Source organism: Pseudomonas sp. R76, assembly GCF_009834565.1.
GTDB lineage: Bacteria > Pseudomonadota > Gammaproteobacteria > Pseudomonadales > Pseudomonadaceae > Aquipseudomonas.
This window is the reverse complement of the sequence record NZ_CP019428.1, coordinates 318,661-343,475: the sequence shown is the minus strand read 5'-3', so window position 1 is coordinate 343,475 and position 24,815 is coordinate 318,661. Positions and strand designations below refer to the sequence as shown.

The 24,815-nt window shown below is 61.8% G+C and carries 19 protein-coding genes; 13 read left to right on the top strand and 6 right to left on the bottom strand.

The features are described 5' to 3' along the window. Positions 1 to 356: 356 nt before the first annotated feature. On the bottom strand, positions 357 to 2,318 hold the full coding sequence (betT, locus tag PspR76_RS01470) for a choline transporter BetT (protein WP_174245655.1): 1,962 nt from the start codon (positions 2,316 to 2,318) through the stop codon (positions 357 to 359). Positions 2,319 to 2,730: 412 nt separating this feature from the next. Continuing rightward, positions 2,731 to 3,657 carry a serine O-acetyltransferase EpsC gene (epsC, locus tag PspR76_RS01465; protein ID WP_159953652.1) on the bottom strand — a complete coding sequence of 309 codons (927 nt, stop codon included), beginning with the start codon at positions 3,655 to 3,657 and terminating at the stop codon, positions 2,731 to 2,733. A gap of 166 nt (positions 3,658 to 3,823) precedes the next feature. Between epsC and PspR76_RS01460 the strand changes: the two genes are divergently transcribed. The 12 genes from PspR76_RS01460 to PspR76_RS01405 all read left to right on the top strand — a co-directional run bounded on the left by PspR76_RS01460 (position 3,824) and on the right by PspR76_RS01405 (position 15,851). Beyond that, on the top strand, positions 3,824 to 4,819 hold the full coding sequence (locus PspR76_RS01460) for a D-cysteine desulfhydrase (protein WP_159953651.1): 996 nt from the start codon (positions 3,824 to 3,826) through the stop codon (positions 4,817 to 4,819). A 275-nt stretch (positions 4,820 to 5,094) separates the two neighbouring features. Beyond that, a complete protein-coding gene (gene tcyJ / locus PspR76_RS01455) occupies positions 5,095 to 5,889 on the top strand; it encodes a cystine ABC transporter substrate-binding protein (protein ID WP_159953650.1) in 795 nt (264 codons plus the stop codon). Beyond that, positions 5,889 to 6,554: a cystine ABC transporter permease gene (gene tcyL, locus PspR76_RS01450; protein ID WP_106577395.1), complete on the top strand. Its 666-nt coding sequence runs from the start codon at positions 5,889 to 5,891 to the stop codon at positions 6,552 to 6,554. The genes tcyJ and tcyL overlap by 1 nt, the downstream gene beginning before the upstream one ends. Before the next feature lie 3 nt (positions 6,555 to 6,557). Continuing rightward, a complete protein-coding gene (tcyN, locus tag PspR76_RS01445) occupies positions 6,558 to 7,304 on the top strand; it encodes an L-cystine ABC transporter ATP-binding protein TcyN (RefSeq protein ID WP_159953649.1) in 747 nt (248 codons plus the stop codon). 379 nt (positions 7,305 to 7,683) lie between these two features. Beyond that, entirely contained in the window at positions 7,684 to 8,481 is a 798-nt protein-coding gene (locus tag PspR76_RS01440; RefSeq protein WP_159953648.1) for a hypothetical protein, read from the top strand. A gap of 187 nt (positions 8,482 to 8,668) precedes the next feature. Continuing rightward, the gene (locus PspR76_RS01435) at positions 8,669 to 9,910 is read left to right on the top strand and encodes an SfnB family sulfur acquisition oxidoreductase (RefSeq protein ID WP_159953647.1); all 1,242 of its coding nucleotides are present in this window, start codon (positions 8,669 to 8,671) and stop codon (positions 9,908 to 9,910) included. A gap of 24 nt (positions 9,911 to 9,934) precedes the next feature. Then, complete coding sequence (locus tag PspR76_RS01430) at positions 9,935 to 11,128, top strand: SfnB family sulfur acquisition oxidoreductase (RefSeq protein ID WP_159953646.1); 1,194 nt, start codon at positions 9,935 to 9,937, stop codon at positions 11,126 to 11,128. After that, a complete protein-coding gene (locus PspR76_RS01425) occupies positions 11,128 to 12,480 on the top strand; it encodes an LLM class flavin-dependent oxidoreductase (RefSeq protein WP_159953645.1) in 1,353 nt (450 codons plus the stop codon). Before PspR76_RS01430 ends, PspR76_RS01425 begins: the two co-directional genes overlap by 1 nt. Positions 12,481 to 12,622: 142 nt before the next feature. Continuing rightward, positions 12,623 to 13,438: a MetQ/NlpA family ABC transporter substrate-binding protein gene (locus PspR76_RS01420; RefSeq protein WP_159953644.1), complete on the top strand. Its 816-nt coding sequence runs from the start codon at positions 12,623 to 12,625 to the stop codon at positions 13,436 to 13,438. After that, entirely contained in the window at positions 13,435 to 14,550 is a 1,116-nt protein-coding gene (locus PspR76_RS01415) for a methionine ABC transporter ATP-binding protein (RefSeq protein ID WP_159953643.1), read from the top strand. The genes PspR76_RS01420 and PspR76_RS01415 overlap by 4 nt, the downstream gene beginning before the upstream one ends. Further along, the gene (locus PspR76_RS01410) at positions 14,540 to 15,184 is read left to right on the top strand and encodes a methionine ABC transporter permease (RefSeq protein WP_071482532.1); all 645 of its coding nucleotides are present in this window, start codon (positions 14,540 to 14,542) and stop codon (positions 15,182 to 15,184) included. Before PspR76_RS01415 ends, PspR76_RS01410 begins: the two co-directional genes overlap by 11 nt. 40 nt (positions 15,185 to 15,224) lie before the next feature. Continuing rightward, positions 15,225 to 15,851: a class I SAM-dependent methyltransferase gene (locus PspR76_RS01405; protein ID WP_159953642.1), complete on the top strand. Its 627-nt coding sequence runs from the start codon at positions 15,225 to 15,227 to the stop codon at positions 15,849 to 15,851. A 108-nt stretch (positions 15,852 to 15,959) separates the two neighbouring features. Here PspR76_RS01405 and PspR76_RS01400 read toward each other — a convergent pair whose 3' ends face one another. From PspR76_RS01400 to PspR76_RS01385, 4 genes are all read right to left on the bottom strand, one after another. Beyond that, positions 15,960 to 18,155, bottom strand: a complete 2,196-nt coding sequence (locus tag PspR76_RS01400; RefSeq protein WP_159953641.1) for a glycoside hydrolase — start codon at positions 18,153 to 18,155, stop codon at positions 15,960 to 15,962. Positions 18,156 to 18,270: 115 nt separating this feature from the next. Further along, positions 18,271 to 21,324, bottom strand: a complete 3,054-nt coding sequence (locus tag PspR76_RS01395; protein ID WP_159953640.1) for an efflux RND transporter permease subunit — start codon at positions 21,322 to 21,324, stop codon at positions 18,271 to 18,273. Continuing rightward, complete coding sequence (locus PspR76_RS01390; protein ID WP_159953639.1) at positions 21,321 to 22,391, bottom strand: efflux RND transporter periplasmic adaptor subunit; 1,071 nt, start codon at positions 22,389 to 22,391, stop codon at positions 21,321 to 21,323. Before PspR76_RS01390 ends, PspR76_RS01395 begins: the two co-directional genes overlap by 4 nt. After that, positions 22,388 to 23,470 (bottom strand): efflux RND transporter periplasmic adaptor subunit, encoded by a 1,083-nt coding sequence (locus tag PspR76_RS01385; protein ID WP_159953638.1) that lies wholly within the window; start codon positions 23,468 to 23,470, stop codon positions 22,388 to 22,390. The genes PspR76_RS01390 and PspR76_RS01385 overlap by 4 nt, the downstream gene beginning before the upstream one ends. Positions 23,471 to 23,590: 120 nt before the next feature. On the opposite strand from PspR76_RS01385, the gene PspR76_RS01380 reads away from it, so the two are divergent. Beyond that, entirely contained in the window at positions 23,591 to 24,751 is a 1,161-nt protein-coding gene (locus tag PspR76_RS01380; RefSeq protein ID WP_159953637.1) for an AAA family ATPase, read from the top strand. Positions 24,752 to 24,815: the final 64 nt, after the last annotated feature.

Here is a 24,815-nt window from a genome sequence, read left to right as displayed (position 1 = left end):
CGCATCCCGTGACGCTCCGCGTCACCCGCGCGCAGGGCTTGAACCTTGCGCCAACAGAGGGGCGCGGAGCGCCTCGGGCGGCATTCCCACGCGGAGCGTGGGAACGATCATTTAAAAAAGCCCCGTAGAACGGGGCTTTGCGAGCTTTTTTGTGGGAGCGGGCTTGCCCGCGATGCAGTCAACTCGGTGTCTCTCAAACACCGAGCATGATCGTTCCCATGCTCTGCGTGGGAACGCATCCCGTGACGCTCCGCGTCACCCGCGCGCAGGGCTTGAACCTTGCGCCAACAGAGGGGCGCGGAGCGCCTCGGGCGGCATTCCCACGCGGAGCGTGGGAACGATCATTTAAGAGCGGACTAGCGCACCAAATGCAGGAACTGCAGGTGCCGCTCGTACTGGTCAAGGATGTCGTTGATGATCTGCTCCTTGGTGTAGCCCACCAGGTCGTAGTCCTGGCTGCCCTCGCTCAAATGCACTTCCGCCCGATAGTAGCGGCGGTTGTTGAGCTGTTTGGAGCCCATGCCACCGCGCGCAAAGGACGGCGTGAAGTAGCCGCGCATCTGCACTTGGTAAACGAACGGATGCTCTTCACCGTGGCCGATTTCCAGGCTGACGCTGTCGTTGGACGGGTCAGGCTGGGTGACGACGCTGAGGCCTTTTTCGACAAACACCGCCGTCACTTCTTCGATGGCCGGGCGCACCGTGGTCTCAAGGAACCGGTACACCTCATCGCGCGACGGGAAATGCACCGCCTGGCTCAAGCGCTGGCGCCAACCGCCCGTGCCCTTGCGTGAGCCCGACACCGGCGCCAGCGAATGCAACTGCGCGATCTGCTTTTGCGACTCGAGGTAGAAGGCTTTGTGCAGCCCCCACATCATCAGCAGCAAAATCAGCGAAAACGGCAACGACGTCAGCACCACCGCGGATTTCAGCGAGTCGATACTGCCGGCAAACAGCAACGCACTGGTGACCAGCGCGGTCATCGCGCCCCAGAACACCCGCAGCCACTTCGGCCCATCTTCATCGGCATTGCCGCCTTTGGACGACAAGGTCGACAGCACCACGGTGCCGGAATCCGCCGAGGTGACGAAGAACACGAAGCTGATAAACACCGTGACCGCGATGACGGTCTTGCTCCACGGGTAGGTTTCCAGCAGCAGGTAAAGACTCATCGACGGGTCGTCGATGGCCGACTGGCCGAGGGCGGTCAAACCGTGGTTGAGCACTTGGTCGATAGCGCTGTTGCCGAAGATCGACATCCACGCCAGGGTGAAACCCAGTGGGATCAGCAGCACGCCAAACACGAATTCGCGGATAGTACGGCCACGGGAAATCCGCGCGATAAACAGACCTACAAAGGGCGACCATGCGATCCACCAGGCCCAATAGAACACTGTCCAACCGCCCAGCCAGTCGCTGGGTTTGTCGTAGGCGTACACATCGAAGCTCTTGGTCGGCAAGGCGCCCAGGTAATCACCGATGTTCTGGATCAGAGTGTTGAGCAAATGCTGGGTGGGACCTGCGAACAACACAAACAGCAGCAGCGCGCAGGCCAGCAGCATGTTGATGTCGGACATCACCCGCACGCCCTTGTCGACGCCGGCGACGGCGACGAGGATCGCGGCGCCCATCATCAGCGTGATCAGGCCAACCTGGATCCACTGGGTGTGGGCAATGCCAAACAGGTAATCCAACCCGGAGTTGAGGTGCAACACGCCAAAGCCCATGTCGGCGCCCAGGCCAAACACCGTGGCGATGATGCCGAAGCCATCCACTGCGTAGCCGATGGGGCCGTTGATGCGTTTGCCGATCAGCGGGTACAGCGCCGAGCGCAACGCCAGCGGCAGGTTATGCCGGTAGGCGAAATACGCCAGGGCCATGCCGACAAAGGCAAACACGCCCCAGCCGTGCAGGCCCCAGTGCAGAAACAGGATCTGCATGGCCTGGCGCGCGGCATCGGCGTTCATCGGCGCGCCCTGGGGCGGTTGCACCAGGTGCGTCAGCGGCTCGGACACGCAGAAGAAGAACAGCGTGATGCTGATCCCGGCGGCGAACAACATGCCGGCCCAGGACAGGTAACTGAACTCGGGCTCGTCGTGGTCGGCACCGAGTTTTATCTTGCCGTAGCCCGATAGCGCGGTGACCACCACGAAGACCAGGTACAGCGTCATCGCGAGCATGTAGTACCAGCCGACCGTATTGGCCGCCCAGTTTTGCGCGGCCAACAGCCAGGCACCGGCCTGTTGCGGGATCGCGATGACAGTGATGCCAAAGAGCAGGATGAAGCTGGCGGCAAAGTAGAAAACGGGCGCATTCATGCGCACCAAGCCGCTGGATGGGGTGGACGATGCACTCATGAACGATGCACCCCGAAGGTGTGGGATGTGGCTGTAAATAACGGACTCAGCAAAGGTAAGCCTCCTGTTGTGAGCGGGCAGCGAACCACCGGTTTAACTTGAACGAACATTCAAGTTAAACATGGATAGGCGGTCTGGGACTAATCGCAGGGCTGAGTGGTAGACAATTCCTACACTAGCTCAAGGAATGGTATGACGGGTGGGGATGGCAAATCGTTCAGCGATTGCGGTGTGAATTTGGAATGCGCTTAAAAATGTGGGAGCGGGCTTGCTCGCGAATGCGGTTTGTCAGAAACATGTTCAGCGACTGACACTCCGCTTTCGCGAGCAAGCCCGCTCCCACAGGGGATTTGTGTGATCTTCAGGAGCGTTTTTACTTCTGCGCCCCATCCTCATGCTGCAGATTCGCCTGGGTGATATTCGCCCCCGCCGGCACGCTGCGGGTCAGCCACACATTGCCGCCAATCGTCGAACCTTTGCCGATGGTGATCCGCCCCAGAATCGTCGCCCCGGCGTAGATCACCACATCGTCTTCTACAATCGGATGCCGTGGATGGCCCTTCTGCAACTGCCCATCTTCATCCGCCGGGAAGCGCTTGGCACCCAAGGTCACCGCCTGATAGATACGCACCCGTTCGCCAATGATCGCGGTTTCGCCAATCACCACGCCCGTGCCGTGGTCGATAAAGAAACTCGGGCCGATCTGCGCGCCAGGGTGAATGTCGATGCCGGTGGCCGAGTGCGCAATCTCCGCGCTGATCCGCGCCAGCAATGGCAACCCGGCGCGATACAGGTGGTGCGCCAGGCGATGGTGAATCACCGCCAGAATCCCCGGATAGCACAGCAACACCTCATCCACACTGCGCGCGGCGGGGTCGCCGTGGTAGGCGGCCAGCACATCGGTGTCCAGCAGGCTGCGCAGGGAAGGCAAGGCCAGGGCAAAATCCTGGATCAGGCGGATGGCCAGGGCGTCGACCTCACGGTCATCCTGGCCGCCTTGGCGTGCAGCGTAACGCAGTTCCAGGCGCGCCTGGCCGAGCAGGGCATTCAGGGCGACGTCGAGGGTGTGGCCGACGTAAAAATCTTCACTTTCCTCACGCAAGTCCACCGGCCCCAGGCGCATCGGAAACAACGCGCCGCACAGCGACTCGAGAATCTGCGCCACCGCCTCGCGCGACGGCAACTCACGCCCGCCGTGCTCGCCACTCAAGCGGCCATTGCGCGTGCGCCACTGGTCTCGGGCGCTGCGCAGTTGGCTGACGATGGTTTGCAACTGCCAATGGCTGGAACGCTCACTCACGGTATTCACTCCTGACGTAATGGCCATCACTTTACGGTATGCACCCTGGCCGCCCTTAAGAACCAATGGTGTGATGTACAGAACCATACGGAATAAGCGATTGGCGGTTGCCCGATGAAAAGTGCCTGCCTATAGTCGCCCAATCACTTAGCCAGCGTGCCTCGCCATGATCAAACAACAGCTCGACCGTTTTAACCGCTTGGAACTGCTGGGCGGCGCCACTGCCCTGGAAAAACTCGAGCGGCTGTCGGCTTGGCTGGGCAGGGATATCTACGTCAAGCGCGATGACACCACGCCGCTGGCCATGGGCGGCAACAAGCTGCGCAAACTCGAATACCTGGCGGCCGATGCCATCGCCCAAGGCGCCGACACTCTGGTCACCGCCGGCGCCATCCAGTCCAACCACGTGCGCCAGACCGCTGCGCTGGCCGCCAAGCTCGGCCTGGGCTGTGTGGCGCTGCTGGAAAACCCCACCGGCACCGAAGACCCTAACTATCTGGGCAACGGCAACCGCCTGCTGCTGGAGCTGTTCGACGCCAAAGTCGAATTGGTCGAGAACCTCGACAACGTCGACGCGCAACTCAACGCCCTCGCCGACCGCCTGCGCAGCAACGGCAAAAAACCGTACCTGGTGCCGATCGGCGGCTCGAATGCACTGGGCGCGCTGGGTTACGTGCGCGCCGGGCTGGAGCTGGCCGGGCAGATTGAAGACAGCGGTATCGAATTTGCTGCCGTGGTTTTGGCCTCAGGCAGCGCGGGCACCCACAGCGGTCTCGCGTTGGCGTTGAGTGAGGTGCTGCCGAATTTGCCGGTGATTGGCGTTACCGTGTCGCGTACCGACGAAGCCCAACGACCGAAAGTGCAGGGCCTGGCCGAACGCACCGCCGAGTTGCTCGGTGTGGACATTCCCGAGGCGTTCAACGTGATCTTATGGGACGAATACTTCGGCCCGCGCTACGGCGAACCGAACGCCGGCACCCTCGCTGCGGTCAAGCTATTGGCGAGCCAGGAAGGCCTGCTGCTGGACCCGGTCTACACGGGCAAAGCCATGGCCGGCTTGCTGGATGGCCTCGGGCGTCAGCGGTTTGAGGACGGGCCGATCATTTTCCTGCATACCGGCGGGGCGCCGGCGTTGTTTGCCTATGACACCGCGTTCAATTGAATAAACACCGTCAATGTGGGAGCTGGCTTGCCTGCGATGGCAGTCTGTCAGCAACCGATGTGCCGACTGACCCACCGCTATCGCAGGCAAGCCAGCTCCCACAGCAGACCAACGATATATTCAAAATCGAATAACAAATTAATTTTATATTATTTTCAAGTCTTAAAAACTGGCTTTATAGTCGCGCCGAAGGCGAAGACGCGCTTCGCGCTTTAAGGCAGGATACGACTACTGCGTCACCTGCTTCGCTCAACATAAAAACACAGGGGCTGTTCATGACTATTTCTGTATTCCGCCGCACGTTGTTGGTTGGCACATTGGGCCTGGCACTCGGGGCTGGCTGGTTGGGCCAGGCGGTTGCTGGCGAGCAGTTGGATAACATCAAGAAAGCCGGCGAGATCAAGGTTGGCCTGGAAGGTACCTACCCGCCGTTCAGCTTTGTCGGTGAAGACGGCAAGCTCACCGGTTTTGAGGTCGAGCTCTCCGAAGCCCTGGCCAAGAAGCTGGGCGTCAAGGTCAAGCTCAGCGCGACCCCTTGGGACGGTATCCTTGCAGCCCTGGAATCCAAGCGCCTGGACGCTGTGATCAACCAAGTGACCATCTCCGAAGAGCGCAAGAAGAAGTACGACTTCTCCAAGCCCTACACCGTTTCCGGTATTCAGGCGCTGGTGCTGAAGAAAAACGTCGACACCATCAAGACTGCCGACGACCTGGCCGGCAAGAAAGTCGGCGTGGGCCTGGGCACTAACTACGAGCAATGGCTCAAGGACAACCAACCCAAGGCCATCATCAAGACCTATAACGATGACCCAACCAAGTTCCAGGACCTGCGCATCGGCCGTATCGGCGCCATCCTGATCGACCGCCTGGCCGCTCTGGAATACGCCAAGAAAGCCCCCGACACCGCCACCGCAGGCGATGCGTTCTCCCGTCAGGAAGCCGGTATTGCCCTGCGCAAAGGCGAGCCTGAACTGCTGGCCGCTGTGAACAAGGCTATCGACGAACTGCGCGCCGACGGCACCTTGAAGAAGCTGTCCGAGAAATACTTCAACGCTGACGTCACTCAATAATGGAAGCAGGTTTCCAACTCGCGCTGGACTCCGCGCCCTTTCTGCTCAAGGGCGCGTATTACACGGTGATTCTTAGCCTCGGCGGGATGTTCTTCGGCTTGCTGCTGGGCTTCGGCCTGGCCTTGATGCGCTTGTCGCGCTTCAAGCTGGTCAGTTGGATCGCCCGCGTCTACGTGTCGTTCTTTCGCGGCACGCCCTTGCTGGTGCAGCTGTTTTTAATCTACTACGGCTTACCGCAAGTGGGCATCGAGCTGGATCCGATTCCGGCCGCCATGATCGGCTTCTCGCTGAACATGGCGGCTTACGCCTGTGAAATCCTGCGCGCCGCGATCAGCTCCATCGAACGCGGCCAATGGGAAGCTGCGGCCAGTATCGGCATGACCCGCGCGCAGACCCTGCGCCGGGCCATCCTGCCGCAGGCCATGCGTACGGCGCTGCCGCCGTTGGGCAACAGCTTTATCTCGCTGGTCAAGGACACGGCACTGGCCGCTACCATCCAGGTGCCCGAGCTGTTCCGCCAGGCTCAACTGGTGTCTGCGCGCACCTTCGAAATTTTCACCATGTACCTCTCCGCTGCCCTGATCTACTGGATCCTGGCAAGCATCCTGGCGCATTTTCAAAATCGCCTGGAAGACCGGGTCAACCGGCATGACCTGGAGTCTTGAAGCATGATCGTGGTTGAAAAACTGACCAAACAATTCAAGGGTCAGGTGGTGCTCAACGGCATCGACCTTGAGGTCAAGGAAGGCGAAGTCGTCGCCATCATTGGCCCCAGTGGTTCGGGCAAGACCACCTTCCTGCGCTGCCTGAATTTCCTCGAAGAGCCCACCAGCGGCCGCATCAAAGTGGGTGACATCGAGATCGACAGCAGCAAGCCGCTCAACCAGCAACAAGGCCTGGTGCGGCGCTTGCGCCAGCACGTGGGTTTTGTGTTCCAGAACTTCAACCTGTTCCCCCACCGCACCGCGCTGGAAAACGTCATCGAAGGCCCGATCGTGGTCAAGAAGATGCCACGCGAAGCGGCAACCGAGCTGGGCCGCAAGTTGCTGGCCAGGGTGGGCCTGGCGGGCAAGGAAGCAGCCTATCCGCGGCGTTTGTCCGGCGGCCAGCAGCAGCGTGTAGCGATTGCCCGTGCATTGGCCATGGAGCCGGAGGTGATTCTGTTCGACGAACCCACCTCGGCCCTCGACCCGGAACTGGTCGGTGAAGTACTGGCGACCATCCGCAGCCTGGCTGAAGAGAACCGCACCATGGTCATCGTCACCCACGAAATGAGCTTTGCCCGCGATGTCGCCAATCGGGTGATCTTCTTCGACAAGGGCGTGATCGTGGAACAAGGCGAAGCCAAGGCGCTGTTCGCCAACCCGAAGGAAGAACGCACCAAGCAGTTCCTGAGCAAATTCCTCGCCCACTGACACCCCGAAAAACCTGTGTGGGAGCTGGCTTGCCTGCGATGCAGGCACCTCGGTGTGTCAGCCACACCGCAGCGATGCTATCGCAGGCAAGCCAGCTCCCACCCAAGCGCGTTCCTACATGAAATCCTCGCGCTAACGCATAAAACGCACCGCCGCATCCACCTTAAAATCCCCCGCCTCGTCAGCTCTTTCTGAATCTGCTCCAGCCCGCCGTTTAGCCTTCTGCCGCCATTGACGCCCCAGGGGCAACCCTCTTATCTAGCACCCAGAGGATTGGATCCTATCCCGGCTATTCACTGAATCGTTCCTTTCGGCACCTGTGCGCAAACGCGTACCGGCGCCGGAACGATTGCTGCTGGCTGCATCAAGGAGATTACTTATGACGCGCACTGCAACCCTGGCCATGCTCACCGCCCCAACCCTGCCCCAGGCCCATCGACACGGCATCAACGCCCTCGCCGCCACCCAATTGCAGGTGGATATCGCCCCGTACCCCGGCATGGAGGAAGGCGACCTGATCGAGCTGTTCTGGAACGACTGCTTTGCCGACTCCCGGCGCGTAACGGCGTGCAAAATCGGCACAGCCACTCACCTGCGAGTACCGGAAAGTTTTGTGCTGGACGGCCCCGCGCAGGTTCACTACCAAGTCATGCAGATCGGCCACGGCCCGGCACGCTCGGCCTTGACGCGGGTGCAGGTGAAAACCAATTATCCGGGTGGCCAGCCGGTGTTCCCGCCCAACCACGAAAACAACGACGAAAACCAGAACCTCGCCCCCGTCGACCTGCCTGAAACCATCCGCCGCTACGGCGTCAACGGCCGCCAGGTATTGCGCGGTATTCCGTTGAGCATCGAACCCTACCTGAACATGGCCAGTGGTGACGCGATCACGTTGCGTTGGGGTGACGTGCGCCTGGACCTGCCGAAAATCGAGGCACAAGACGTTGGCCTGGCGGTGCACGTGTGGGTGCCTTCGACGGTCATTATCGAGGCCGGCGACGACAGCCGCCTGGACGTGACGTACTGCATTCTTGACCGCGTCGGCAATAATTCGCGCTGGGCACCGGCGCGCACCCTGAACATTTCCGCCTGTTCGCCACAAACCCCGCCCCGCCCGGCCAGGGCCGCATCGGCCTACCAACCGCGCCAACCCGGTTCGCCTTGTGAACCAGGGTGACGACCCTTCTATGCATATTCCTAGAAGTTAGTTTATTTAAAGATTTAACACGCTTAGGGTATATACACCGGACCACCGGACATCTCTGATTTTTCTGTTTTTATTTCATTGAATGCGAGGTCGGTATGGTCAGAATTACCCCGGTGCATAACGCCAGGGCATTACGTGCAGCCAAGGAGCGGCGCTGATGTCTAACTTGGCTCTAACACCCCCCCAGAGTGATCTGGATGTAGCCCCACTGCTGTTGCCGGCCGCTGTGCTGCGCGACGACGCCCAAGCGTTGAGCGCAGCCCGCGAACTGGCCCAGGCCGCGCGCCTGCAGGCCGCCAAGCGCGACCAGCAGCGCAAGCTGCCATGGGCGCAGATCGAACAGTTCACCCGCAGCGGGCTCGGCAGCATTTCCATCCCCCGCGAATACGGCGGCCCACAGGTTTCATTCGTGACCCTGGCCGAGGTGTTCGCGATCATCAGTGCGGCAGACCCGGCCCTTGGGCAGATCCCGCAGAATCACTTCGGCATCCTGCACGTGCTGCAGGGCGCCGCCACCGAGCGCCAGAAAAAGCAGCTCTTCCAGAGCGTGCTCGACGGCTGGCGCATCGGCAACGGCGGCCCGGAACGCGGCACCAAAAACACGCTGGAGCTCAAGGCGCGCATCACCGCCGAGGGCGACGGCTATGTCATCAGCGGCCAGAAGTTCTACTCCACCGGCGCGCTGTTTGCCCATTGGGTGGCGGTTAAGGCACTGAACGATGACGGCAAACAAGTCATGGCGTTTGTGCGCCGTGGCACCGAAGGGCTGCGTATCGTTGACGACTGGTCGGGCTTTGGCCAACGCACCACGGCCAGCGGCACGGTGCTGCTCGACCGCGTGCCGGTGGACGCCGAGCTGGTGGTCGACAACTGGCGGATCGGCGAAAGCCCGAACATCCAGGGCGCTGTCTCGCAATTGATCCAGGCTGCCATCGACGCCGGCATCGCCCGTGGCGCCCTGGACGACACCCTCGCCTTCGTGCGCGAACGCTCACGCCCGTGGATCGACGCCAAGGTCGAACGCGCCAGTGATGACCTGTATGTGATCGCCGATATCGGCAAGCTGAAAATCGAACTGCATGCCGCCGAAGCGCTGCTGCGCAAGGCCGGCAAGTTGCTGGACGAAGTCAGCGCCGCGCCGATCACTGCGCAATCCGCCGCCCGCGCCTCGATTGCCGTGGCCGAAGCGAAAGTGCTGACCACCGAGGTGTCGCTGCTGGTCAGCGAAAAGCTCTTCGAACTCGCCGGCAGCCGCGCCACCCTCGCCGAATTCAACCTCGACCGCCATTGGCGCAACGCCCGCGTGCACACCCTGCACGACCCGGTGCGCTGGAAGTATCACGCCATCGGCGCCTATCGGCTGAACGGCACGTTGCCGGCTCGCCATTCCTGGATCTGACCGACCAGACATCTGGAGAACATCATGACTTTCTCTACCAACGTCGCGGTTATCACCAGCGATGAACAAGCCCTTATTGTCGCCAGCGACCTGGCCGAAGATTTGCGCCGCGACAGTGCCCAGCGCGACCGCGAACGCCGCCTGCCCTTGCCCGAGCTCGACGTGTTTTCGCGCTCCGGCCTGTGGGGCATCAGCGTGCCGAAGGAACACGGCGGCGCCGGGGTCTCCAACGTCACCCTGGCCAAGGTCATTGCGCTGATCGCCCAGGCCGACGCCTCGCTGGGCCAGATTCCGCAAAACCATTTCTACGCCCTGGAAGTGCTGCGCGTAAATGGCAGCCCGGCGCAGCAAAAACGCCTGTACGCCGAGGTGCTCGCCGGCCAACGCTTCGGCAACGCCCTGGCGGAGCTGGGCACCAAAACCGCTCACGACCGCGTGACCGCCATCACCCGCGATGGCGATGGCTTTCGTATCAGCGGCCGCAAGTTCTATTCCACCGGCGCCATCTACGCGCAACGCATCCCCACCTCAGTGGTGGACGAACACGGTGTGCAGCAACTGGCGTTTGTGCCCCGCGACAGTGAAGGCCTGAGCGTGATCGACGACTGGAGCGGCTTCGGCCAACGCACCACCGGCAGCGGCTCCGTGGTGTTCGATAACGTATGGGTCGCCGCCCAAGACGTAATTCCGTTCCAGAGCGCCTTCGAGCGCCCGACCACCGTCGGCCCGCTGGCGCAGATCCTTCACGCCGCCATCGACACCGGCATCGCCCGCGCCGCCTTCGAAGATGCGCTGCACTTTGTGCGCACCAAGACCCGGCCGTGGATCGATTCCGGCAACGACAAGGCCACCGAAGACCCGCTGACGCTCAAGAGCTTCGGCCACCTGAGCATTCGCCTGCATGCCACCGAAGCCTTGCTGGAAAGCGCAGGCGAATACCTCGACCGCGCCCAGGCCGACAGCACTGCCGAGACCGTGGCGGCAGCCTCCATCGCCGTGGCCGAAGTGCGCGCCCTGAGCACTGAAATTTCCCTGGCCGCCGGCAGCACCTTGTTCGAACTGGCCGGCAGCCAGGCGACCCTGGCCGAACACGGCCTGGATCGCCACTGGCGCAACGCCCGCGTGCACACCCTGCACGACCCGGTGCGCTGGAAGTACCATGCGGTGGGCAATTACTACCTCAACGATGAAAACCCGCCACTGCGGGGGACCATCTGATGGCGAAGAAAAAGATCCTGCTCAATGCCTTCAACATGAACTGCATCGGGCACATCAACCATGGCCTGTGGACACACCCACGGGACACCTCGACGCAGTACAAAACCGTCGAGTATTGGACCGAACTGGCACAAACCCTGGAACGCGGGCTGTTCGATGGTTTGTTCATCGCTGACATTGTCGGCGTGTACGACGTCTACCAGAACAGCATCGACGTGCCGCTCAAAGAGTCGATCCAGCTGCCGGTCAATGACCCCTTGCTGCTGGTCTCGGCCATGGCGGCAGTCACCAAAAACCTCGGCTTCGGCCTTACCGCCAACCTCACCTACGAGCCGCCGTATCTGTTCGCCAGGCGCATGTCCACGCTCGACCACCTGAGCCGTGGCCGGGTCGGCTGGAATATCGTCACCGGCTACCTCGACAGCGCCGCCAAGGCCATGGGCCTGACCGAACAGGTCGAGCACGACCGGCGCTACGACCAGGCCGATGAGTACCTGGAGGTGCTGTACAAACTCTGGGAAGGCAGCTGGGAAGACGACGCGGTCATCAACGACCCACAGGCGCGGGTCTATGCCCAGCCGGGCAAGGTGCACAAGGTTGAACACCACGGCGAGTTCTATCAGGTCGAGGGTTATCACCTCTGCGAGCCGTCGCCGCAGCGCACGCCGGTGCTGTTCCAGGCCGGCAGCTCGGACCGTGGCTTGCTGTTCGCCGGGCGGCATGCCGAGTGCGTGTTCATCAGCGGGCAAAACAAGGCCGCGACCAAGGCCCAGGTCGACAAGGTGCGCGCCAGCGCGGTCGAGGCCGGGCGCAACCCGGATGACATCAAGGTGTTCATGGGCCTCAACGTGATCGTTGGCGCCACCGAAGAACAGGCCTGGGCCAAGCACGCCGAGTACCTGAGCTACGCCAGCCCGGAAGCCGGCGTGGCGCACTTCTCGGCGTCCACGGCGATTGATTTTGCCCAATACGAACTGGACGAACCGATCCAGTACGTGAAGAGCAACGCGATCCAGTCGGCCACCAAGAACCTGCAAAACAACGACTGGACCCGACGCAAATTGCTCGAGCAGCACGCCTTGGGTGGGCGCTATATCACCTTGGTCGGCTCGCCCGAGCAGGTCGCTGATGAACTGGAATCGTGGATCAGCGAAACCGGGCTGGATGGCTTCAACCTGACGCGCATTGTCACGCCGGAAAGCTATGTCGACTTTATCGATTTGGTGGTGCCGGAGTTGCAGAAGCGTGGGTCGTACAAGACGGCTTATGAGCAGGGAACGCTGCGCGAAAAAGTCTTCCAAGGCGGCGCCCGCTTACCCGAACAACACACCGGTTCCACCTATCGACACTGAATCAAAACTGTGGGAGCTGGCTTGCCTGCGATGGCGGTGGGTCAGCTAAAAATTTGGGGCTGACAGACCGCTATCGCAGGCAAGCCAGCTCCCACAGTTGACCGAGTTATTTGCACTCACACCTTATGACTGGAAATCGATTATGAAAAAGACCCTGCTCACCCACCCAGTCAAAGCACTGGCCCTGGCCCTTGGTTTATTCAGCGCGGCGGTATTCGCCGCCGATGCACCGCTGAAAGTCGGCACCACCGCCGCCTTCGCGATTCCCCTGGAAGCCGCTGTCGCCGAAGCCGGCAAGCAAGGCCTGAAGGTCGAGCTGGTGGAGTTCACCGACTGGATCGCACCCAACGTCAGCCTGGCCGCCGGCGATATCGACGTGAACTACTTCCAGCACATCCCATTCCTGGAAAACGCCAAGGCCGCCGCCGGTTTTGACTTGGTGCCGTATGCGCCGGGCATCATCAATAACGTCGGGCTGTATTCGAAGAAGTACAAAAGCTTCGACGACCTGCCCCAAGGCGCCAGCGTGGCGATTGCCAACGACCCGATCAACAGTGGTCGCGGCCTGCAACTGCTGGCCAAGGCTGGCTTGATCACCCTCAAGCCGGGCGTGGGCTACAAGGCCACCGAAGAAGACATCGTCGCCAACCCGAAGAAGATCAAGATCCTGCAAGTGGAAGCCGTGCAACTGGTACGCGCCTATGACGACGCCGACCTGGTGCAGGGCTACCCGGCGTATATCCGCCTGTCCAAAACCTTCGATGCCGAGTCGGCGCTGCTGTTCGACGGCCTCGACCACCCGGAATACGTGATTCAGTTCGTGGTCCAGCCCAAAAGCAAAACCGACCCGCGCGTGATTAAGTTCGTCGACATTTACCAGCACTCGCCGGTGGTGCGTGCGGCCCTGGATAAATCCCTCGGCAAGCTCTACCAAGTCGGCTGGGAAGATAAAAAATGACCGCCGCCCACTCTCAACTGCGCGACCTGGGCTTACCGCCCAGGGACGCCGAGCAGACAGAACTGCACCCGGATTTGAACCGCGCCCATGTGCGCTTTATCAACCTGGGCAAAACCTATGACGGCAGCGTGCATGCCTTGCAAGGCATCGACCTGGCGATCCAGCGCGGTGAAGTGTTCGGCATCATCGGCCGCAGCGGCGCCGGTAAATCCTCGCTGATCCGCACCATCAACCGCCTGGAGCAACCGAGCAGCGGGCGCGTGTTGATTGATCAGGTGGACATCGGCGAATACGACGAAGACCGCCTGGTGGCCCTGCGTCGGCGCATCGGCATGATCTTCCAGCACTTCAACCTGATGTCGGCCAAGACCGTGTGGCAGAACGTCGAGTTGCCGCTGAAAGTCGCCGGCGTGCCCAAGCCACAGCGCGAGCAAAAGGTGCGTGAGTTGCTGGAGCTGGTGGGCTTGCAGGACAAGCACAACGCTTATCCGGCGCAGCTCTCCGGTGGGCAAAAACAGCGCGTGGGGATCGCCCGTTCGCTGGTGCACGACCCGCAGATTCTGCTGTGCGACGAGGCCACCTCGGCCCTCGACCCGGAAACCACTCAATCGATCCTCGCCTTGCTGCGCGAGATCAACCAGCGCCTGGGCCTGACCATCGTGTTGATCACCCATGAAATGGCGGTGATTCGCGAAATCTGCGACCGCGTGGTGGTGCTCGAACACGGGCGCATCGTTGAGCAAGGCCCGGTGTGGCAAGTATTCGGCAACCCGCAGCATGAGGTCAGCAAAACCCTGTTGGCGCCGCTGCAACACGGCTTGCCGGAAGAACTGCAAAGCCGCCTGCAACTGACCCAAACCCGCGCCGACGCCGCGTTGGTGCTGCGTTTGCAATTCACCGGCAGCGACACCGATGAGCCCGACCTGGCCGCGCTGTTCAGCGCCCTCGGCGGGCGCGTGCGTTTGCTGCAGGGCGGTGTGGAACGGATCCAGGGGCATGCCCTGGGGCAATTACTGCTGGCGGTGAATGGCTCACCGCACACGGCCGAAGAACTGCGTAATCGCGCCGGGCGTTGGGCACAACAGGTGGAGGTGCTGGGCTATGTGGTTTGATCGCTTATTGCAGGGCGCCATCGACACCTTGTTGATGGTCGGCGTGTCGTCGCTGATCGCATTGCTGGTGGGCATTCCACTGGCGGTGTTCCTGGTCACCAGCGACAAGGGCGGCATCTACCAGGCACCCGCGCTGAATCGCGTGCTGGGCGCATTCGTCAACCTGTTCCGCTCGATTCCGTTTTTGATCCTGATGGTGGCGTTGATCCCGTTTACGCGGCTTATCGTCGGCACCACCTATGGCGTGTGGGCCGCCGTGGTCCCGCTGACCATCGCCGCCACACCGTTCTTTGCGCGGATCGCCGAGGTGAGCCTGCGTGAAGTCGACCACGGCTTGATTGAAGCCGCCCAGGCCATGGGCTGCCGCCGCTGGCACATCATCTGGCACGTGCTGTTGCCGGAAGCACTGCCGGGGATCGTCGGCGGGTTTACGATTACCTTGGTGACCATGATCAATTCATCGGCCATGGCCGGCGCCATTGGCGCGGGCGGCTTGGGCGACATTGCCTACCGTTATGGCTACCAGCGTTTTGATACACAGATCATGCTGACGGTGATCGTGCTGCTGGTGATTCTGGTGGCGGTGATTCAGTTGGGTGGCGATCGGTTGGCGCGGGTGCTGAACAAGCGGTGAGGTATAGTCGGGGCATCTTCGATGCCCGGTATTTCCCGTCATGATCCTCAAGCCCGATGACCTCAACCAGATTACATCTGCCACCCTCGGCCATTACAACAAGGTCGCCGAGGACTTCCGTGAAGGCACGCGCGATCATGATGTGAGCCAGAACATCGACGCGTTGCTGCGGCATATCCAGGGCCCGGCGCCGTTTACCGTGCTGGATTTCGGCTGCGGGCCGGGGCGGGATTTGCAGACGTTCACGCGCAAGGGCCACGTTGCCGTCGGGCTGGACGGTTCCGAGCGCTTTGCGCAGATGGCGCGCGAGGACAGCGGCTGCGAGGTGTTGCAGCAGGATTTCCTCAAGCTGGATTTGCCCGCTGAGCGCTTCGACGGGATCTTTGCCAATGCGGTGTTGTTTCATATTCCCAAGCAGGAGTTGCCACGGGTGCTCAAGCAACTGCACGGGGCGTTAAAGGCCGGGGGCGTGCTGTTCAGCTCCAACCCACGCGGTGACAACCAGGAAGGCTGGAATGGGCCTCGGTATGGGTCTTATCACGACCTGGCGACGTGGCAGGGGTTGCTGACGGCCGCCGGGTTTGTGGAGTTGGAGCATTACTACCGACCGGCCGGGTTGCCGAGGGAACAGCAGCCTTGGTTGGCGAGTGTGTGGCGCAAGGTCTAGAGCAGTGTTGAATGCTATGGCCTCATCGCAGGCAAGCCAGCTCCCACAATTGGAATGCGTTCCGACTGTGGGAGCTGGCTTGCCTGCGATAGGGCCTTACCGGCAACGCTAATCGACCTGATACACCCGCGGTTTTTCCCCCAACACCAGCGCTGTCACACTGCGCCCGGCATAGCCTTGTTTTTCCTGCGCAGCAAAGTTCGCCACCAACCGCGTGCCATCGGCAAACGTGGTCTGCTGCACCTGCCGGTCTGCCGTCAGCCAACGAAAATCGGTCATTGCCTGAGTCGCCAAGCGCTCATGCAACGGCCGGAAGAACCGGTCCTGGCGCTGTATCAACGGTATCCGCTGCTTGAGGGTGGCGGCGCTCAAGTGATACAGCGGCGGTACGTTGTACAGCAGCTGGGCCAGCTCATTCTCAGCCCGCACATTGCTTAATTTCAGGCTGTCGAACAGCCAATGGTGCGTGGTAATCACCGAGCCGTGGAACACTGCCTGATACAGCGGCAGACGCATCGTCGGGTCGAAATACACCGTGCGAAACGGCTCGTTCAGCGGCACCGGTTTGAAGAACACCGTCGGTTGCTCCGGTGGATACCAGTTGCCCACGTAATAGGGCGACTGCTTGTCCTTGGTCATCTCGCGATCACCCCAACCGATCACCGGCGTCTGCATGCCGTGGGCGAACAGAATGCCTTGGGCCGTCACCGCGTTGCCGTCTTCGGAACCGGCGGGCAGCTTGAGCACAGTGTTCAGCCAACGCGACGCGTCGATATTGCCGTCGGCGTTTTGCGCCTGGGTCATTTCGGCGCCATTTCGATAGCTGTCGAAGACCATGCTGGTCGCATAGGCATCCAGGAACCAGGCGTTGAAACCGGCCTTGGCTTGCACGGCCTTCACGCGGGCCTCCAGCAGCGGCCTTACGCAGCGCGGGTCGGTGTAGTGGCCAGATTGTTGAAAGCCGGTCTTGAGCTTGCCGTCCTTCAACACAATGGCGCAGTCGCGATAGGCCTTGCTGCCCAGGTGGGCGGTGGACCAGTCCGGGTTTTCGCTGCTGGATAACGCAGTTTCATAGGAGTCATACGGCGCCATCAGGTAGCCGGCGTTCACGCCCGCCTGAATCGCTTCGGGGTGCCAGAGGCCGCCTTCCCAGCCTTCGCCCAGGGTCAGCAGCAGGCGCTTTAGCCCAGCGTCTTGCAGCGCCTTTACGGTTTTGCCCGACAGCGTACTGCCCCAGGTGCCGGGGCTGTCGCTCAAGGCGCCGGCAAACGCTATGGCCAGTTCACGGCGCAGTACGCCATAACCGTCAGCAAGCTTGAGCATGTCCGGCTCGTCGGTGGCCTGCCAGGTTTGCCGGGCCTTTTGGTTGATCGCTGCGTTGAGACCACGCAGCAGTACACTCTTTTGATAGCGGTCCAATGGGCGCGTCTGATTCAGTACTTGCGTGGTCTGTTTGTCCAGCAGGCCCTTGAGTGCGTGGCCGCGCAGCACCTTCACCAACAGCGGCCAGTCACGCACATCGTCCGGCCCCAACAGGTCATTGCCCCACAGATAGACATGGCTGGCGCCCAGCAGTTTTTCAGCCTCCGGTGTCTGGCGCAGCTTGTCCTTCAGCGGCTCATAGCGCCCTTGCTCCACCAGCCATTCGCGGTAGCGTTTAGCACCCGCCAAAGGGTCGGCAGCGCCCAAGTGCAGGCGCAACGTCATCGGCGCCCCAGGCTCAAGAGCGGTAAACTGGTGCGCCACTGTCAGTGCCAGCCCGCCACCGTCTGCCTGCCATTGCAGGCGGTTGTGATAGGGATTGGTGAGCAACCAGTTAAGCGTGAAGCGGCCATGATCAACGCCCCATAACGGCAGGCTGAGATCCTGCGTGGTGTTGACCTCGCCCTGATCCTGCAAAAACGCGTTCCACACGGCGTTGCCGGCGGGCACGTAATGCCCTTCGGCCAAAGGCCAGATCAAGCCTTTACCGATGGCCTCGGCAGGTTGGCGCAGCAGGTGCAGCTCACCGGGCTCGCGCGCGCTGATACTCAGGGCAAGGTCGCGCTGCTCAAGGCGAGCGGTCAGGTGGTAGGCGCCGTTATCCCACTGCCAAGTGATGTTTACAGCATCGGCTTGCAGTTCAGTGACTGCATGTGCGGTGACACCGCTGGAGGCCTGCACCGGCGCCTCGCCCGCCGGCGTGACTCGCAGCGCCAGCGTGGCGGGGTCGATTTCGACATGCCACTGGGCGTTTTCCAGCACGGTGCCAGCCAAGGCCAGCGGAGACAGCAACAGGCAAAAAGCCAACATCAGAGCGCGCATCACACGGGCCTTCCAAATAGGAACAGGCCCGGAGGGTAAAACACTTATCGCCAGCCAAATGTAGGGAAAGTGTTTCCAGGAACCTTCCCACATCGTTGCAGGAAGGCCCCAAGCGTCAGGCCTGTTGTTTTTTCGGCTCGCGAATCTTGTACCAGGCCACGTAAAGCGCCGGCAGGAACAGCAGCGTCAGCAAGGTGGCGATGATAATCCCGCCGATCATCGCGTAAGCCATCGGCCCCCAGAACACTTCCCGCGCAATCGGGATCATGCCCAGGCTGGCCGCCGCTGCGGTCAGCAGAATAGGCCGGCGCCGGTGCTCGGTGGCTTCCACCACCGCGTCCCACGGCGTGTAGCCATCGCGCTCATACGCATCGATCTGCGTCACCAGAATCACCGAGTTGCGAATGATGATACCGATCAGCGCGAGGATGCCGAGGATCGCCACAAAGCCCATGGGCGTGCCCGTGGGAATCAGCGCCAGCACCACACCGATCAGCCCCAATGGCGCGACACTCGCCACCAGGAACATCTTCTGCACGCTGTGCAGCTGGATCATCAGGAAGGTCGCCATCAAGAACAGCATCAGCGGCACTACTTTGGCGATGGGGCCTTGGGCCTTGCCGCTTTCTTCGACGGTGCCGCCGGTGGCAACCTTGTAACCCACCGGCAGCTCGGCACTGAACTTGTCGATCTCGGGTTTGAGTTGCTTGACCAGGTCGGTCGGCTGTATCTCATCACGCACCGAGGCCTTCACGGTGATGGTCGGTTTGCGATCGCGGCGCCACACCAGCGGCTGCTCCAGTTCATAACGCACCGTGGCGAACGCCAGCAGCGGAATCGAGGTGCCGTTGGGCGTGACAATCTGCAGGTTCTGCAGGGTTTCCGGGGTGCCGCGTTCAGCGTCCTCGGCGCGGCCGACCACATTGATCAGGTAGATATCGTCGTGCACCTGGGTCACCGACGCACCACTGACCACGCTGTTCATCAACTGCGCCACGTCTTCCGACGACAGCCCCAGTTGCCGCGCCTTGTCCTGGGCGATGTCCACGCGCAGCACTTTGCCCGGCTCGTTCCAGTCGTAGATGATCTCGCCCAGGTGCGTGTTTTTATCCAGCAAGGTCGCCAGCTCAATGGCGTGTTTGCGTACCTGATCGGTGTCTTTGCCGGATACACGATATTGAATCGGGCGCCCCACCGGCGGGCCCATTTCCAGTGGCTGCACATAGCTGCCAATGCCGACAAAGTCATCACGCAGGCGTTTTTGCAGGCGCGCAATCAACGCGCCGCGCTCTTCGAGCCCTTTGCTGACGATCACCAACTGCGCGTAATAAGGGTTTTCCAACTGCTGGTCGAGGGGCAGGTAGAAACGAATCGCGCCCTGGCCGATGTAGGTGCTCCAACGGGCAATGTCCGGGTCGTCCTTGATGATCGCTTCGAGGCGGTCGACGGCCTTGCGGGTTTCGTTGATCGAGGCGTTTTGCGGCAGGTTAAGGTCGACGAGGATTTCCGGGCGGTCCGACGACGGGAAAAACTGGTTCTGCACAAACTGCATGGAAAACACCGACGCCACAAACAAGCCCACGGTGATGCCAATCGCCCACCAGCGGTTACGCATGGCCCAGAGCATGCCGCCATTGAACGCGCGGCCGACGCGCCCCGGCTCTTTGTTTTCGGGTTTAACGTTGGCGCTGAGGATATGCACGCCGATTACCGGCGCGAACAGCACCGCCACCACCCACGACACCAGCATCGCCACGGCAATCACCGCGAACAGGGTGAAGGTGTACTCGCCCGCCGAGCTGGCGTTGAGGCCGATAGGCACAAAGCCGGCCACGGTCACCAGCGTGCCGGTGAGCATCGGGAACGCGGTCGAGGTATAGGCGTAGGTCGCCGCCTGCTCCTTGGTTTCACCTTTTTCCAGGCGCGTGATCATCATCTCCACGGTGATCATCGCGTCGTCCACCAGCAGGCCGAGGGCGATGATCAAGGCGCCCAGCGACACCCGCTGCATGGTGATGCCGCTGTATTCCATAAACACGAACACCAGCGCCAGCACCAACGGAATCGAGCACGCCACCACCAGCCCGGCGCGCATGCCGAGGCTGATAAAGCTCACCACCAGCACGATGATCACCGCTTCAAACAGCGCGCTGGTAAAGCCGCCGACGGCCTCTTCCACCACTTCCGCCTGATCAGAGACTTTGTGCACGCCGACGCCCACCGGCAGGTCGGCAGTCAGCTCATCCATGCGCTGGTGCAACGCCTTGCCGAACGACTGAATATTGCCGCCCTTCTGCATGGCGATGGCCAAGCCAATCGCCGGCTGGCCGTTGAACCGGAACATCGGCCGCGCCGGGTCGACATAGCCACGGCTGATGTCGGCGATGTCCGCCAAGCGATAGAAACGGTCATTGAGCCGCAGGTTGACGTCAGCCAGGTCTTTCTCCGAGGCGAACTGCCCGGACGTGCGCACGGAAATCCGCTCCGGCCCGGCCTCGATCACCCCGGCGGGCGTTACGGCGTTCTGCGATTGCAGGCTCTGCACGACCTGGCGCTGATCAATCCCCAATGCCGCGAGTTTGCGCGTGGAGAAATTCAGGTAAATCACTTCGTCTTGCTGGCCGATCATCTCGACCTTGCCCAGGCCCGGCACCGAGCGGATTTCGGCGCGCACTTGCTCCACGTAGTCACGCAGTTGGCGCATCGACAAACCGTCGCCGGTAAACGCGTAGACCGAACCGAACACGTCACCGAACTCATCGTTGAACGACGGCCCCTGCAAACCCTGGGGGAAGGTGCCGCGAATGTCATCGATCTTCTTGCGCACCTGATACCAGATATCCGGGATGGCCTTGGCACTGGTGGTGTCTTTGAGGAACACGAACACCGTGGACTCGCCCGGCCGCGTGTAGCTTTTCACGTAGTCGAGGGAATCGAGTTCTTCGAGTTTTTTCTCGATGCGGTCGGTGACCTGCTTGAGGGTTTCTTCCTGGGTCGCGCCCGGCCAACGGGTCTGGATCACCATGGTTTTGATGGTGAACGAAGGGTCTTCCTCGCGGCCCAGGTTCATGTAGGAGAACACGCCCATCAACAGCGCGACGAACATCAAGTACCAGACGAAGGACTGATGCTTGAGGGCCCAGTCGGATAAGTTGAAGCTCCCTTTCATCGCGGGCTGTCCTCGTCGATTTTGACTTTTTGCCCAGGCTTCAGGCTGTTCACGCCAGCGGTGACGATGCGTTCGCCGGGTTTGACGCCGCCGTTGAGCAGCGCGCTGTTGGCGTCACGGCTGACCACCGTGATGTCGCGCGGCTGCACGGTCTGGCTTTGGGTGTCGAGCAGCCAGATGCGGGTCTTGCCGTCGACTTCTTGCAGGGCGCTCAGCGGCAGCTCGATACGCGGTGCGATGGCGCTGCTCAAGGTCACACTGATCGCCGTGCCGAGGCGGAACGCGGGCGGCGTTTCGGTCAGGGTCAAGCGTGCGCGACGGGTACGCGTGGCACTTTGGGCCTGGGGTTCGATCTCGCGCACGATGGCGGTGGTGTTGACGCTCGGGTCGAGTTGCCCGGCGACCAGAAACACGACGTCCGGTGGGAGCCGCTCGGCGAGCCCGGCCGGCAGGTCGATCACCGCTTCCTTGATGTCCGGGCGCGCCAGGGTCACCACTTGCTGGCCGGCGCTGACCACTTGGCCGGCCTCTGCATTCCAGGCGGTGACGATGCCGGCGTGGTCGGTGCGCAGTTCGGCGTAGTTGAGCTGGTCCCTGGCCTGGTTGACCGAAGCCTTGGCCTGGTCGAGGGTGGCCTGGGTGGTTTTCAGGTCGGTCTGGGCCACGTCCAGCTGGGCTTGGGCGCCAACCCCACGGTTGAACAATTCCTGCTGGCGGCGGGCGTTGGCCTGGGCATTGATGAATTGCGCCTGCACGCGGGCGAGGTCGCCTTGGGCCGAGCGCAACTGGTTTTGCTGGTCAGTGGGGTCGAGCACGGCGAGCACGGCGCCCTTCTCCACTTCGGCGCCCACGTCCACCGCGCGCCTGGCGATGCGGCCGGGTACACGGAAGCCCAGGTTGCTTTCGTAGCGCGCCTGAATCGTGCCGGCGAAGCGGCCGAGGTTTGCCTGGTCTTCGGCCTTCACTTCCATGGACAGCACCGGGCGCACCGGTTCGGGCGCAGGTTCTTCCTTGGAGCAGGCGGCCAACAACAGGCTGGCGGCAAGCACTGCCGTCAGGCGCTTCATGGCTGGGCTCCTTGCTGGGCGATCTCAACGACCATGCCGGGGTGCAGCAATTGCCCACCGGCCACCACAACTTTTTCGCCGCCCTTGAGGCCGTCGCCGATAATCACTTTGCCGGTGAGGTAACGCGCCACGCTGACCTTGTGCAGCTGCGCTTTGCCGTCACCGTCGACCAACCACACGGCGGGTTCGTTGAGGTCTTTGGTCAGCGCCGACCAGGGCAGCTCGATACTGGCTTTGGCCGGGCCATTGACAGTCGCACTCACCACCGAGCCCAGTTGCATGCCGTTGGGCAGGGATTGCAGGGCGATCTTGACCTGCACGGTGCCGGTATTGGCCGCCACTGCCGGCGTGACTTCGCGGACTTTGCCCACGGCCTTGATGCTCGGGTTATCCAGCAGGCTCACGGTGATCGGCGCATCCGGCGGCGGCTCTACCAGCAGCGATTCATAGACATTGAACACCGCATCACGCTCGCCATCGGTGGCCAGGCTGAAAATCGGCACGGTGGCTTGCACAACCTGGCCGACTTCAGCCTGGCGCGCAGTAATCACGCCGGGCGCATCGGCGACCAGCGCGGTGTAACCGAGTTGTTCGCGGGCATTGGCCAGTTGCGCCTGGGCGGCGGCCAGGGCGCTTTGGCTGCTGCGCAGCGCGGCCTGGGCGGCGTCATATTCGCTGCGGCTGGTGTAGCCCTTGGGCAGCAGTTTTTCCTGGCGCACAAAGGCGGCGGCGGTCTGTTTGACGCGTGCCTGTTCGGCCACGACCTGGGCCTGGGCGGAGTCGACGTTGGTCTGCAAATCCTTGGGATCGAGCTTGGCCAGCACTTGCTTGGCGGTGACGCGGTCGCCCACGTCGACCATGCGCTGGATGATCTTGCCGCCCACGCGGAAGGACAAATCGGTTTGCACACGGGCCTGGATATCACCGGTAAGGGTCACCGCTGCGGCGAAATCCGCCGGCTGCACGGTCTGCACAAACACACGCGAATGCTCCTTGGGTGCGGCCTTTTCCTGGCCACAGCCGCTCAGCAGCGCCAACACGCCAAGACTGAGTAAAACTATCGAAGTGCGACCGCCCATGCAGGCTCCTTTTGCGTGACGCGATGTGCCAGTGTGTATGCGACTGTGAGCTTAGATCAGGGTTCCTTATCTGCATGGAGGATCCCATACTCCAATGGTTCCCATATCGACTGATTACTTATGCTGAAAACCCTGGCGGTGGCCAATTACCGCTCGATCAATAAATTGGTGGTGCCCCTGGACCGGCTGAACCTGGTCACCGGCCCCAACGGCAGCGGCAAGTCCAACTTGTACCGCGCCCTGCGCCTGCTGGCAGAAACCGCCCAGGGCGGCGTGATCAATGCGCTGGCGCGTGAAGGTGGGCTGGATTCAACCTTCTGGGCCGGGCCGGAAACCATCAGCCGGCGCATGCGTGAGGGCGAGGTCGCCGTACAAGCCACCACCCGCCAGGACGTGAAGCGTCTGCGCCTGGGATTTGCCGGGGAAGATTTCAGCTACGCCATCTCCATGGGGTTGCCGTCACCCGGCATCAGTTATTTCTCCCTGGACCCCGAGATAAAAAAAGAATGCATCTGGGCCGGCCACCTCTATCGCCCCGCCAGCCTGCTGGTGCAGCGCTCCGGGCCGATGGTTCGGGCGCGTGAAGGGCGCAACTGGGATGTACTGGCCCAGCACACGCCCAACTATCACAGCCTGTTCGACCAGGTCGGCAGCCTGCGCGGCTCGCCGGAAGTTTTGCTGCTGCGCGAAAGCATTCGCGGCTGGCGCTTTTATGATCACTTTCGCAGCGACGTGGACGCGCCCGTTCGCCAACCGCAATTGGGCACGCGCACGCCGGTGTTGCATCACGATGGTCGGGATTTGGCGGCAGCGTTGCAGACCATTCGCGAAATCGGCGACCCCGAGGCGTTGCAGCGGGCCGTCAGTGACGCATTCCCCGGAGCGCGGCTGAATATCGAGCCGCTGCAGGGCGGGCGCTTTGCGATTGAGTTTTATCAGGAAGGCTTGCTGCGGCCCTTGTCGGCGGCAGAGTTGTCGGACGGGACGTTGCGTTATTTGCTGCTGATCGCGGCGCTGCTCACGCCACGGCCGCCGACCATGATGGTGCTGAACGAGCCGGAAACCAGCCTGCACCCGGACTTGCTGCCGGCGTTGGCGCGCTTGATTATCCAGGCTTCCCAGCATTGCCAGGTGTGGGTGGTGTCGCATGCCAGCCGCTTGATTGCGGCGTTGCAGCAGGATGAGGGGTGTAATTCGATTGTGCTGGAAAAGGTGATGGGCGAGACGCGGATTGTCGGGCAGGGGATTTTGGATGCACCGGCGTGGCATTGGCCGGAATAGAGGGTGATTGCACCGGCCTCTTCGCGGGCAAGCCCGCTCCCACATTTGGAATGCATTTCCCTGT